13 protein-coding genes are annotated in these 12,495 nt (G+C 36.5%); all 13 read right to left on the bottom strand.

All coding sequences use genetic code 11. The features are described from left to right. Positions 1–25: 25 nt before the first annotated feature. The 13 genes from J2W95_RS08815 to hemA all read right to left on the bottom strand — a co-directional run bounded on the left by J2W95_RS08815 (position 26) and on the right by hemA (position 12,333). The gene (locus J2W95_RS08815; protein ID WP_310006035.1) at positions 26–739 is read right to left on the bottom strand and encodes a 3'-5' exonuclease; all 714 of its coding nucleotides are present in this window, start codon (positions 737–739) and stop codon (positions 26–28) included. Between the two features lie 94 nt (positions 740–833). Beyond that, on the bottom strand, positions 834–3,191 hold the full coding sequence (locus tag J2W95_RS08810; RefSeq protein WP_310006033.1) for a glycoside hydrolase family 3 N-terminal domain-containing protein: 2,358 nt from the start codon (positions 3,189–3,191) through the stop codon (positions 834–836). A 68-nt stretch (positions 3,192–3,259) separates the two neighbouring features. Beyond that, a complete protein-coding gene (locus J2W95_RS08805) occupies positions 3,260–3,730 on the bottom strand; it encodes a methylated-DNA--[protein]-cysteine S-methyltransferase (protein WP_310006031.1) in 471 nt (156 codons plus the stop codon). A gap of 191 nt (positions 3,731–3,921) precedes the next feature. Continuing rightward, positions 3,922–4,305 (bottom strand): c-type cytochrome, encoded by a 384-nt coding sequence (locus J2W95_RS08800; protein WP_310006030.1) that lies wholly within the window; start codon positions 4,303–4,305, stop codon positions 3,922–3,924. A 100-nt stretch (positions 4,306–4,405) separates the two neighbouring features. Then, a complete protein-coding gene (hemB, locus tag J2W95_RS08795) occupies positions 4,406–5,404 on the bottom strand; it encodes a porphobilinogen synthase (RefSeq protein ID WP_310006028.1) in 999 nt (332 codons plus the stop codon). Positions 5,405–5,436: 32 nt separating this feature from the next. Next, positions 5,437–6,381: a DUF4421 family protein gene (locus J2W95_RS08790; RefSeq protein ID WP_310006026.1), complete on the bottom strand. Its 945-nt coding sequence runs from the start codon at positions 6,379–6,381 to the stop codon at positions 5,437–5,439. Next, a complete protein-coding gene (hemF, locus tag J2W95_RS08785) occupies positions 6,372–7,274 on the bottom strand; it encodes an oxygen-dependent coproporphyrinogen oxidase (protein ID WP_310006024.1) in 903 nt (300 codons plus the stop codon). The genes J2W95_RS08790 and hemF overlap by 10 nt, the downstream gene beginning before the upstream one ends. Next, on the bottom strand, positions 7,264–7,815 hold the full coding sequence (locus tag J2W95_RS08780) for a GNAT family N-acetyltransferase (RefSeq protein WP_310006021.1): 552 nt from the start codon (positions 7,813–7,815) through the stop codon (positions 7,264–7,266). The genes hemF and J2W95_RS08780 overlap by 11 nt, the downstream gene beginning before the upstream one ends. 4 nt (positions 7,816–7,819) lie before the next feature. Then, on the bottom strand, positions 7,820–8,197 hold the full coding sequence (locus J2W95_RS08775) for a hypothetical protein (protein ID WP_310006019.1): 378 nt from the start codon (positions 8,195–8,197) through the stop codon (positions 7,820–7,822). Positions 8,198–8,267: 70 nt separating this feature from the next. Beyond that, on the bottom strand, positions 8,268–9,293 hold the full coding sequence (gene hemE, locus J2W95_RS08770; RefSeq protein ID WP_310006017.1) for a uroporphyrinogen decarboxylase: 1,026 nt from the start codon (positions 9,291–9,293) through the stop codon (positions 8,268–8,270). A 95-nt stretch (positions 9,294–9,388) separates the two neighbouring features. Further along, positions 9,389–10,051: a uroporphyrinogen-III synthase gene (locus tag J2W95_RS08765; protein ID WP_310006015.1), complete on the bottom strand. Its 663-nt coding sequence runs from the start codon at positions 10,049–10,051 to the stop codon at positions 9,389–9,391. Positions 10,052–10,094: 43 nt separating this feature from the next. After that, positions 10,095–11,021, bottom strand: coding sequence for a hydroxymethylbilane synthase (gene hemC / locus J2W95_RS08760; RefSeq protein ID WP_310006014.1), 927 nt, complete (start codon positions 11,019–11,021; stop codon positions 10,095–10,097). 55 nt (positions 11,022–11,076) lie between these two features. Continuing rightward, positions 11,077–12,333: a glutamyl-tRNA reductase gene (gene hemA / locus J2W95_RS08755; protein WP_310006012.1), complete on the bottom strand. Its 1,257-nt coding sequence runs from the start codon at positions 12,331–12,333 to the stop codon at positions 11,077–11,079. Positions 12,334–12,495: the final 162 nt, after the last annotated feature.

Below are 12,495 nucleotides of genomic sequence, written 5' to 3'. Positions count from 1 at the left end.
TTGAATTTTGATATTGCCATTGTTTTTACACATGAATAATCTCTTCCTCAATCAATAAATCTTCTCGGCGTAATCGAAGGAAAATCTGTGCTACGGCAATGGTATCTTTTTCACAATAAGTAACGATTCGGTCAATGTCTTTGTCCATATAAAAAACATGCCCGACCTGACTGCCGTCAATATCGCCTTTTGGCGATGGGACCCCAAGTACTTTGCACATTAATTTCAAAGAAGTGAAATGTTTGTAATCGCCAAATTTCCACAACTCCAAAGTATCCAAGTGGGCAATTTCCCATGGTTTTTTTCCAAATAAATTGAGTTTATCTGGAATCGGAATTTGATTGATAATCATTCGGCGGGCAAGAAACGGAATGTCAAATTCTTTTGCATTGTGCCCACACAAAACGTGTTGTGGCTGATTGAAATGATTGTTTAGCAAATTATTGAAGTCTTTCAAAAGTTTTGGTTCTTCACCAAAAAAGGAAGTCACCCTAAAATTACGAATATCTCCTTTGATCGTAAAATAACCAACCGAAATACAGACAATTTTTCCAAACTCGGCCCAAATTCCAGCTCGGTCATAGAATTCTTCCCCGGTAAACTCGTCTTTTCGTTGGTATTGGGTTTTGAGTTCCCAAAGAGTTTTCATTTCATCGTCCAAAGAATTATAATTTGCAGTTTCGGGAACGGTTTCAATGTCGAGGAAAAGTATGTTATTGATGTTTATCTTTTCAATCATAAGTTCTTATTTTAGGAAACATATTTAACAATCTCACTATATTTTAAAACCATAATAAAATACAATCGGCTTAAATTTATTATAGTACAAAAAATTAGTTTTCTACTTTCAATAATATTTTTTGCAAGTCTTTATCAGCAGACGAACTGCCTATCATGATTTCAAAATCACCAACTTCTACGACGTTTTTCATTTGCAAATCCCAAATTGATAGTTTATCTGGTGTGATTTCGAAAGTTACTATTTTGCTTTCACCTGCTTTCAATGAAATTCTTTTAAATCCTTTCAATTCTTTTACAGGAACTGTTACCGAACTCACTAAATCGTGGATATACATTTGCACAATTTCATCACCATCAACCTTTCCTGAATTTTTAACCGTTACAGTTATCGAGGCATTCTCTCCAATTTTGATGTTGCTGTTGTTCAAAACTGGTTTCGAATAAGTGAAATTGGTGTAACTTAAACCAAAACCAAAATTATAAAGTGGCGAATTATCTTCAAAGTGATATCCTCTTTGTGCTGTTGGTTTGTGATTATAATAGGCTGGTATTTGACCAGTAGTACGCGGAAAAGTAGCTGGCAATTTACCACTAGGATTTACGCTACCAAATAAAACATCAGCAACCGAATTACCTCCTTCTTGTCCTAAATACCAACATTCTAAAATAGCTTTAGATTTTTCTTGTACATTTTGAATAGCCAACGGAGCGCCATTAAACAAGGTAACAACAATAGGTTTTCCTAATTGTGATAATCTATTTATTAATTCATTTTGTTGTCCAAAAAGCTCAATACTTGAACGGTCTCCTAAATGATTTTCTGCCCAACCTTCTCTATTAATTCCCTCATCTGAACCTAATGCTAAAATAATCACATCGGCGTTTTGAGCTACCTTAACAGCTTCTTCTATTCGACCTTTATTGTCTTCTGCAGAGGTTGGTGTCGTACTATCTTTATACCAACGGTTCCATTCACTTTCTTCAATCAAACGGCAACCTTCTGCATAAGTAACATTTACTTTATTACCCAACTTGTTTTTTATACCCTCCAATAGTGTTGTCACATATTTTGGCGAATCGCTATAGCCACCTAATTGTTTGCGGTCAGCGTTAGGGCCTATAACTGCAACTGTTTTAATTTTAGATGCATTTAGAGGTAAAAAATCATTGTTATTTTGCAATAAAATAATTGCTTTGTCTGCAGCTTCTTTTGCTAATTTCTTACTTGACTCAAGATTTGAAACAACTTCGGCTTTGGAGACGTCTACATAAGGATTCTCGAATAGTCCCAATAAAAATTTTGCTTTTAAAATTCTAGAAACGGTTTCATCCAATACGGCAACAGATAATTTTCCTGATTCAATAGCTGGTTTCAAATATTGGAATGTTGTGATGTCTGGTGTTTCAATATCAACTCCAGTTTTGAATGCTAAAACACCAGCTTCGGCTTGAGTTTCTATAAGATGATGGCGACTTTGAAGTTCTGAAATCGCACCATAATCTGAAACCACCAAACCTTTAAAACCCCATTCCTCTTTTAAAATTTTCTTTAGCAAAAATGTGCTGGCATGAGAGGGAACTCCGTCAATTTCATTATAAGAAGCCATCACCGCTTGTGCGTTTGCTTCTTTAATCGCAGCATAAAAAGGAGGTAAAAAGGACTCTCTTATTTCTCTTTCGCCCAAGTTTGCTGGAGCTATATTATTACCTGCTTCTGGTTGACCATGTCCTGTTAAGTGCTTTAGTGTGGCCATAACATGACTTTTATCAATACCTTTTTCACTATTTTCACCTTGAAATCCTTTCACAACAGCAACGCCCATTCTAGAAACTAAATAAGGGTCTTCACCATAAGTCTCCTCAAAACGTCCCCATCGAGGATCACGAGCAATATCTATTACAGGAGCTAAAACGTGTTGTGCACCACGGGAGCGTACCTCAGCGGCAACAACTGTAAAAATTCGCTTCATTAATTCATCATCCCAAGTGGAGGCTAGAGCAATTGATTGCGGAAAACTAGTGGCATCTTTAGCTGGTAATCCGTGTAATGCTTCTTCGTGAAACATAACAGGTATTCCCAAACGGGTATTATTAACAAAAAACTTTTGAATCGCATTCGTTATTTCAGCCATTTGTCTGGGATTTCGGCCATAACTCCCATTCAAAGAACCATTTGGATTTTCGCTTGGTCGATTGACTTCCCCCAAACCAAAAGATAAGTTTTTTTCTGCTTTTCGAATATCAAAATTCCCATTGGCATCATACAAAAACTCACTACGTTTTTGCCAAATACTCATAGTTTGAGAAACTTTTTCATCTAACGTCATTCTACTTAAAAGATCGCTAACTCGAATATCTACAGCTTGATTTGGGTCTTTATACAAAGGCTTTTGAGCAGAAACAAAACCTATTTGAAAAAAAAAGAAGATTAAAAGAGTACTATTTTTCATTGTGTTTAAAGAATTTTTAATAAGTTTTATTGATACAAATCTCAAATATACTCTTATTTATAATTCCCTTAAAACAAACTTTGCTGATTACTAGGATTTTCGTGTTCCAATAACCATTTTTTTCGCCATAATCCTCCGGCATAACCTGTGAGAGAACCATCGGTTCCGATGACTCTGTGGCAAGGAACCACAATCCAAAGTGGATTTTTCCCATTCGCGGAAGCCACGGCACGAATCGCTTTTACATCTCCTAAAACTTTTGACTGTTCCAGATACGTTCTGGTTTTTCCATATGGAATCTCTAATAATGCTTTCCAAACTTTTTTTTGAAATTCGGTTCCCACGGGATTGAGTATGAAATCAAAATCAGTTCGTTTTCCTTCAAAATAATCATTAAGTTGTGAAACTGCTTTCTGCAAAACTGCTGGAATTTCTACCGAAACAGTTCCTTCATCGGAAACTGAAATTACCGATACTCCATTTTCATCGCCAATAATTGTGGTGATTCCCAAAGGTGTTTTGATATAAACTGTTTCCATGATTTTGAATAGATTTGAATACAAAGTTATCGCAAACTTCGTAAATAATTTTAAAAGGATGAAAATAAAAAGAACCATTCGTATGTACAAATGGTTCTTGTTTTTTAGCCCCGATAATAGTAAAAATCCTTATGTGCCGGGGTTCGGCACATAAGATTGTAACGGATAGCGGGAATAGCTTCTAAAAATTATTATTTCAGATTCGAATAAATATAAACTTCAACAGCTTTTAATTCTTCCTCAGTAAAGGTTTTTGTGATCTCTAAATTAGCTTGCATCACCGCAGCTTGGCTTGGGTCAACAATCGCTTCACCTTCACCTTTAAGGAAATTAACCATATTCCCGTTTTTGTCTTTATAGATTTTAGCAATTTCCTGAATACTTGGTCCAATCACTTTTTGATCCACTTGATGACAAGCAACACAATTCCCTTTACCTTCGAAAATTTCCTTTCCTAATGCTTCTGGTGTTTGAACTTCTGTTGTACTTTCTGTAGGTTTTCCAAATGGTTCTTGGCTTTCTTTCTTGCAGGAAAATCCAAGAACAGCTATCGCTATTAGTACTAACTTTTTCATATATGCAGAATTTATTTGTTATTGGTCATACATGGTATCGCCTTTTTGTTTTTTGTTGTTTGCTTACGCAAACTTGTTATTAATGGCGATTTCATATTCATTATTTTTGATTTAAAAGAATAGCAGCTTCTTTGGCAAAATATGTCGAAATCAAACTGGCTCCTGCTCTTTTGATACACATTAATTGTTCCATCATTATTTTGTCATTATCCAACCAACCTCTTTCGGCCGCGGCTTTTATCATTGCATATTCACCAGATACATGGAAAACGGTAACCGGAACATTTACAGCGTTTTTGACCTCGCGAACGATATCCAAATAAGCTATTCCTGGTTTAACCATAACCATATCGGCACCTTCTTCAACATCGGACAAAGCTTCTTTGATGGCTTCGATACGGTTGGCATAGTCCATTTGATACGTTTTTTTGTCTTTTGGAACGGCGATATCGGCTTCTCTGGGCGCACTGTCCAATGCATCACGGAAAGGTCCGTAAAACGCAGAAGCGTACTTAGCCGAATAGCTCATAATCCCCACGTGATGAAAACCTGCGGCGTCCAATCCTTCGCGCAAACGCAAAACGCGTCCATCCATCATATCCGATGGCGCAACAAAATCAGCTCCAGCTTCGGCGTGAGAAACAGCCATTTTTACCAAAGCCGTTACTGTAGAGTCGTTTTCAACATCACCATTGGCAATAATTCCGTCGTGACCATAAATAGAATATGGGTCTAAAGCTACATCCGGCATTACAATCATCTCAGGACAGGCCGATTTGATGGCACGAATGGCTTGTTGCATCAATCCATTTGGATTCCATGCTTCTTTTCCTGTATTGTCTTTTAAATTCTCACTTACTTTTACGTAAATATTGACTGCACGAATTCCCAACGCATAAATTTCTTTAACCTCAGCTACTGTCAAATCAATCGAACGACGAAAGATTCCTGGCATAGATGCTATCTCGACATTTACGTTTTCACCTTCGGCGATGAACATTGGAAACATAAAATCGGTTGGGCTTAAAGTGGTTTCACGAACCAAAGAACGAATAGATTCATTAACTCTTAAACGGCGGTTTCTGTGTAATGGAAACATATAATTTTAATTTTTAGATTGTAGATTTTATATTAAAGTCCTGTTTTCTGATGACTATTTTCAAATGCATCTTTTACTTTTTTTGGAGGATCAAAACGATATCCCACAGCAATATTTAAAGTCGAAACATTATCGTTAAATTGCACTCTAGTGTCACTGTCTTGGGCAAATGCAATGAAGTTTACATTAACAAATGAAAAAAACGAATCGGTATTATAGCCCAGCTTTAAACTCCCGCTAAAATTGTAAATACCCGATATTTCGCCATCCATATCACTAATTCCTCCACCTATACCCAAACCTGTAGATAATAAAACACGATTATTGATTACAAAATTATAATAATAAGATGGAGAAATTGTCATTTCAAAGAGATCACTTTCTGGATTCTTACTCCCGTCATTCAAATCAAGATTGGTATAAAAGAATGAAAAACTAGGAATAAAACTGCCCGAACTTTTGGTTTGCCATTCTTTTTGGTTCGCTATTGCTTTAAAAGAAAAATTGGGATTGAAAATATACGATGTAACTCCTCCAATTTTAGTGGATCTTAAATCTGGCAAAGGGACTGTTATTGCTCCTTCGCTTGCATAAAATCCTGTTTGATTGATAAAACTAAGCGTTTGCATCCATTTTTTATGAATAAACCGTGTACTGAAATTAAACAGCTTTGAACCATCATTATCTTTGTTGACATCAAAGAACTTAGGCGAATATCCAAATGAAAAATCAGCAATTTTAAATGAAACGCTTGCCCCAATTTGTTCTCTGCGATTCGGAATTAAGTCTAAAATTGTTGTAGTTCCATCTGAATTTGGGCTAACAATTTGAAAATTATTGGAAACATCCAAATAATACAAACTGGCTATCACTTTGTCATCATACGTTTTGAAATACGGATTGGAGGCTGTCTTTTCTTGGGCAAAACAGCCAAGAATACCACCAATCAGTGTAAAACAAAACGTTTTTACAACCATTCTTTCGGATTTTCAAGCGTTATAATTAATTTTTCTTCATCACTTCCCACTTCAGGATGATGATCGTAAACCCATTGCACATTCGGCGGTAAACTCATCAGAATACTTTCTATCCTTCCGTTCGTTTTTAAACCAAACAAAGTGCCTTTATCGTGTACCAAGTTGAATTCAACATAACGTCCTCTTCTTATCTCTTGCCACGTTCTGTTTTCAGCAGTATATGGAAGGTTTTTTCTTCTCTCGACAATTGGAACGTAGGCTTCTAGGAAACTATTTCCAACTTCTGTAACAAAGTTAAACCAATTTTCCATTGACATTTGCTCGGTTGCTTTGCAATAATCGAAAAATAGTCCTCCAATTCCGCGGGCTTCGTTGCGATGTGCGTTCCAAAAATAGGCATCGCATTGTTTTTTATATTTTGGGTAAAACTCAGGATTGTGTTTGTCGCAAGCGGTTTTACAGGTTTGATGAAAATGAATGGCATCTTCCTCAAACAAATAATAAGGTGTTAAATCCTGTCCGCCTCCAAACCATTGCTGAATCACGTTTCCGTTGTCATCGTACATCTCGAAATAGCGCCAATTCGCGTGAACCGTCGGTACCATTGGATTTTTTGGATGCAAAACCAAACTCAAGCCACAGGCAAAAAAATCGGCTTCGCCTACATTGAACAGTTTTTGCATTGAATCTGGCAATTTTCCGTGCACTGCCGAAATATTCACACCGCCTTTTTCAAAAACAGCTCCGTTTTCAATTACGCGAGTTCTTCCTCCTCCACCTTCTGGGCGTTCCCACAAGTCTTCACGGAATTTTGCTTGACCGTCAACGGCTTCTAATCCTGCAACAATTGTATCTTGAAGATTTTGTATATATGAGAAAAATTTATCTTTCATTGGTATTGTATTCTGATTTGAGCAAGCCGAAATAAACAGTGTTTTGCAATTCGCCATCACCATTTCTAAATTCGTCTCGTAAAATTCCTTCTTGTTTGAAATTGTGTTTTAATGCGATTCGTTGACTTGCCAAATTAATTTCTGAAGTGCAGATAAAAACCTTATTCAACATCAATTCATTGAAGCAAAATTCAAGTGCATCAGAAACCATTTTTGATGTGATTCCTTTTCCCTGAAAATCTTCATCTACAAAATAGCCCAATTCACATTTTGAAATACGGTAATCTATAGTTTTTACACATAAATAACCAATTAAATCATTTGTTTTGATGTCCCTTGCATAAAAATAAAAACCTTCTTTATTCTTTTCTTTGTCAAGGCTGACTCCTATGAAATCACCTGCTTTCTTCAGAGAATCTGAGTTGGCTAGAGTAACCGGGAAAGTTTTCCCAATGTGATTTCTATTTTTATCGATTAATTTATAAAACTCTTCGGGATGAATGTTTTCAATTCGGTCTATTTTCCAATCTGTAAAACTCATTGGTCTATTTATTTTTAGCAGCAGCTATTTTATTAATAATCCCAAACGAAAAGGTCTTACTTTCCTGTTGGATATTATTGTAAATGGCAACTGCTTTTTGTGAAAAATCAAATTGGTTTTCCTTAGAAAAAGCGACCAAAAAATCAGCGAATAACTCCAACTGATTCCAATCCAAATGAAGTCTATGCAAGTGAACAATCAATTCCTCTTCCTTGAAATTATTGAGACTTTCGACATTCATCGCCAAGTCTTTTAATTCATTTTCTAAGAAAAGAAGGTCTTCTAAATTCCAAAACTTAGGCACATAAACCAATGATATCAGCTTTTTGAGCACGTTGTCAATTCGAATACTTTCTTGGTCTCTTAAACCTTTGTTTAGCATTTTTTATTAGTTGTTGGTTGATTGTTGTTAGTTGATAGCCATTTGGAGTTTCCCCAACAACTATCAACTATTAGTTCCCGTATTCCTTCACCGCATCCACAAATGCCTTAGCGTGATCAACAGGAATATTAGGTAAAATTCCGTGACCTAAATTGGCGATGTATTTGTCTTTTCCGAATTCATCGATCATTTCGTGTACCATTTTCTTGATAGTCGGAATTGGCGAAAGCAATCTTGACGGGTCAAAATTCCCTTGTAAAGTCACATTTCCACCTGACAAATAACGGGCATTTCTAGGCGAACACGTCCAATCTACACCAAGTGCCGAAGCCTTGCTTTTCCCCATTTCGTTCAAAGCAAACCAACATCCTTTTCCAAAAACAATAACTGGAGTAACCTCAGCCAATGCTTCTATGATTTGGTTGATGTATTTCCACGAGAATTCTTGGTAATCAACAGGAGAAAGCATTCCTCCCCAAGAATCAAAAATCTGAACGGCATTTACACCTGATTTTACTTTTTCTTTTAGGTATAAAATAGTGGTGTCGGTAATTTTTTGCAATAAAGTGTGCGCAGCTACTGGGTTTGAAAAACAAAATCCTTTGGCAGTATCAAAACTTTTAGAACCTTTTCCTTCTACAGCATAACAGAAAATTGTCCAAGGCGAACCAGCGAAACCAATTAACGGCACCTCATCATTCAGCATTTCTTTTGTTAATTTTATGGCATCAAAAACATAACCTAAAGTTTCATTTACATCTGGAACAAAAACCTGATTTACCTGTTCCATCGTACGAATTGGATTTGGGATAATCGGACCCAAATTGTCTTTCAATTCTACGTGAATTCCCATCGCTCTTGGCACTACCAAAATATCTGAGAACAAAATAGCAGCATCCGGAGCAATTCTGCGAATTGGTTGTACCGTGATTTCAGCTGCTAATTCTGGTGTTTCGCAACGAGTGAAAAAATCGTATTTGTCACGCAAAGCTCTAAATTCCGGTAAATATCTTCCAGCTTGACGCATCATCCAAACTGGCGGGCGTTGTACTGTTTCTCCTTTTAAAGCTTTTAAAAATAGGTCGTTCTTTAACATAGTGTTCAGTTTGCAGTTTGCAGATTACAGATTTTGACAATCGTAAAAAGAAACTTTTATTTTTATTTATTTTATTTTTCCCTTTGGGAACTTGATTATTTGTATTCTGTTATTACATCCTCAATCACGTCTTCAACACTTTGCTGATCTGCAACGATGATATTTTTTGTTATTTTGTCTAATGCGCTTGCTGTGGTTTCGCCAATGCAAAAACAGATTTCTTTCTTTATAACATTGTCTTTCAAATAACTTTCAATGGCAGAAGGACTGAAAAACAAAATTGCATCGATTTTCTCCTTGATCTTCATCGGAGTCAATAGCGTTTCATAAACTTGAATTTCATTGAATTTTATCCCTGCTTCTTTTAAAGCTTTTGGTAATGTTTCTTTACGAAGATTTCCGCTAAAGAAAGTATAGCTTTCTTGACTATAAATCAAAGCGATAATCTCGGCTAAGTCGGCGGCATAACCCGTGTAGGCAACCACATTGAACCCAGCTTCAGATAATAGAATTTTCGTTTTTAGTCCAACGCAAAAAACATTTTTGGTTTTCAAATTGTCTATATCTGAATTTTCTAAAACACTCTGTGCCGCATTTTGACTGGTAAAAATCAAATTGTCGTTGATGTCATTAAGTTCGAATTCTTGCTTCTTAGTCGAAATGAAATCCTCTTCGAACACTTCAAAACCAGCACTTAGAAGTTCTCGACGCTGAACATCCGACAGCGTTTTGGTAGATAATATAACTGTTTTACTCATTTTTTGTTTTTGAATCATTCTGAAAGCCAAATCTTTCGCTCCTTTATTTTTTTAAAGTTGCTTTTATCGTTGACATCAATTCAGTTCCACCGTTTGCGAAGATTTCTTGAGCCGAGTTATAACCAAGCTTTTTCCATTCTTCGATGGGAACAATTTTGTTGACTTCAATTTTTTGTTTTCCGTCAATCGAAAACAGCACTCCGTTGAAATGGATGGTATCTTCTATTTCATTGTATTTTGCCAAAGCGCCAATAGGTGCAGTGCAACCGCCTTCGAGGGTTTTCAAGAATTGTCTTTCGATATGGGTGCAAACTTCGGTTTCTATATCGTTGAGCTGAGCAACGGCATCACGGCAAAAATCATCGTTACCCATCGCCACAACGAGCATCGCTCCTTGCGCTGGCGCTGGAATCATCCAATCTAGATTGATATAATTTTCGGGTTTCAGGTTGATGCGCTCCAATCCTGCAGCGGCAAAAACGGCTCCGTTCCAGTCATTTTCCTGTAGTTTTTGCATTCGGGTATTCACATTTCCGCGCAAATCGACTACGTTGTGATTCGGATATTTATTCCACCATTGGGCTTGACGGCGTAAACTTCCTGTGGCAATAGTCCCTTTTTCTTCTAAAAAATCAAGATTCCCTTTGTGTACCAAAATGTCTAAAGTGTTGGCTCTTTCTAGAACTGCACCTTGAACAATCCCAATAGGCAAAGCGGTTGGAACGTCTTTCATGGAATGCACAGCGATATCCACTTGGCCATTGATCATAGCAATATCAAGCGTTTTGGTAAAAATACCAGTGATTCCAAGTTCGTAAAGGGGTTTGTCAAGAATGATATCTCCTTGTGATTTTACGGCAATGATTTCGGTTTTATAACCTAAATCGTTTAGCTTTTTTTCTACCGTGTGGGCTTGCCATAACGCAAGTTCGCTGTCACGGGTTCCAATACGTATTGTTTTTTCTGCCATTTTTTATTTTTTAAAACCATACAATCGGAATGTAACTGAATTCCTTGATGGTTCCTTATTTTGTAGTCGTTGCTATTTGAAAAACTTTTTCGATCCAATCGATGCTCTCATCTACCATTGTGTCTTCATTTTTAAGATGATTGGCAAAATGGGTAGTGATTTTTTGGATGATTCTGGAGCTGATGATTTCGGCTTGTTCTTCGTTGAAGTTGGACATCTTTTTGCTTTGAAAATCCAATTCCGAATTTTTAATCGTGTTTAGCTTCTCTTTCAAGGCATTGATCGTTGGAGCAAACTTTCTTACTTTGGTCCAGGCGATAAATTCGTCCTTTATTTCTTCAATAATAGCCTCTGCTGCTGGGATATGGGCCTTTCTGTTTTCCAATGTTTCATCAGTCATCTGAGATAAATGATCCATGTGAATTAAAGTAACTCCTTCAAGGTCTTTGACGTTTTCGTTTACATTTTTTGGAATAGACAAATCCAAAATCAACAATGGTTTTTTCAAATTCAAAATTGCCTTGTCGATAGTAGGATTTTGGGCTCCTGTAGCGACAACCACCACATCGGCTTTTTGCAATTCAAGATGCAATTCCGAGTAATCTTTAACAATTAGATTCAACTTTCCGGCCAATTTCTCAGCTTTGTCTTTGGTTCTGTTGATTAAAGTGATGTGTTCATTTTTGGTGTGTTTTACTAAATTCTCACAGGTATTTCTTCCGATTTTCCCTGTTCCGAAAAGTAAAATATTCTTGTTTCCAATGTCTGGAACGTTCTTGATAATGTATTGAACCGATGCAAAAGACACCGAAGTGGCTCCTGAACTGATTTCGGTTTCATTTTTGATTTTTTTACTGGATTGTATTACAGCATTTACCAATCTTTCCATAAAAGCGTTGGCTAAACCCAGTGCTTTGGCTTCAGCAAAACCATTACGAATCTGGCTGATGATTTCAAAATCACCTAGAATTTGGCTGTCCAAACCTGTTCCTACTCGGAATAAATGAGAAATAGCTTCTTGGTTTTTGAAAACATAAGCGACCTTTTGAAAGTCTTCAACAGTACCGTTGCTGTTCTCGCAAAGTAATTTTATTAATTGAAAAGGGTGTTCGGCATAGCCGTAGATTTCAGTTCTATTACAGGTCGAAGTCACGAATAAGCTTTGTATCCCTTCAGTTTTGGCTTGTTCGAGTAAACGAGTTTTAGCTAAAGTGTCTAAACTAAATTTACCTCTTATCTCGGCATCGGCTTTTTTATAGCTAAGACCGATTGAGTAAAAATAGTGATGCTTTGAACCGTTATGATTTTCCATATATTCCCTTTCACATATAAGCCTACAAAAATATTACTATCGTTTCTATAAAAGTAACGCTAAAAGTTCTATTTGTGTCGCTAGATGCTTTTTTAAATTTAATTCGTTGTTTTCTAATAAAAACTGCTATTTTTGTAGCGTTATCAAGGGTCGGATTCCGAC

Source organism: Flavobacterium granuli (assembly GCF_031456055.1).
Classification (GTDB): domain Bacteria; phylum Bacteroidota; class Bacteroidia; order Flavobacteriales; family Flavobacteriaceae; genus Flavobacterium; species Flavobacterium granuli_A.
This window is presented reverse-complemented; position numbering and strand designations above follow the sequence as displayed.

Coding starts and splice junctions, on each gene's coding strand:
- J2W95_RS08810 (WP_310006033.1), bottom strand. CDS start 3,191: ATGAAAAATAGTACTCTTTTAATCTTCTTTTTTTTTCAAATAGGTTTT.
- J2W95_RS08800 (WP_310006030.1), bottom strand. CDS start 4,305: ATGAAAAAGTTAGTACTAATAGCGATAGCTGTTCTTGGATTTTCCTGC.
- J2W95_RS08775 (WP_310006019.1), bottom strand. CDS start 8,197: ATGCTAAACAAAGGTTTAAGAGACCAAGAAAGTATTCGAATTGACAAC.
- hemE (WP_310006017.1), bottom strand. CDS start 9,293: ATGTTAAAGAACGACCTATTTTTAAAAGCTTTAAAAGGAGAAACAGTA.
- hemA (WP_310006012.1), bottom strand. CDS start 12,333: ATGGAAAATCATAACGGTTCAAAGCATCACTATTTTTACTCAATCGGT.
- hemF (WP_310006024.1), bottom strand. CDS start 7,274: ATGAAAGATAAATTTTTCTCATATATACAAAATCTTCAAGATACAATT.
- J2W95_RS08790 (WP_310006026.1), bottom strand. CDS start 6,381: ATGGTTGTAAAAACGTTTTGTTTTACACTGATTGGTGGTATTCTTGGC.
- J2W95_RS08815 (WP_310006035.1), bottom strand. CDS start 739: ATGATTGAAAAGATAAACATCAATAACATACTTTTCCTCGACATTGAA.
- hemC (WP_310006014.1), bottom strand. CDS start 11,021: ATGGCAGAAAAAACAATACGTATTGGAACCCGTGACAGCGAACTTGCG.
- hemB (WP_310006028.1), bottom strand. CDS start 5,404: ATGTTTCCATTACACAGAAACCGCCGTTTAAGAGTTAATGAATCTATT.
- J2W95_RS08805 (WP_310006031.1), bottom strand. CDS start 3,730: ATGGAAACAGTTTATATCAAAACACCTTTGGGAATCACCACAATTATT.
- J2W95_RS08780 (WP_310006021.1), bottom strand. CDS start 7,815: ATGAGTTTTACAGATTGGAAAATAGACCGAATTGAAAACATTCATCCC.
- J2W95_RS08765 (WP_310006015.1), bottom strand. CDS start 10,051: ATGAGTAAAACAGTTATATTATCTACCAAAACGCTGTCGGATGTTCAG.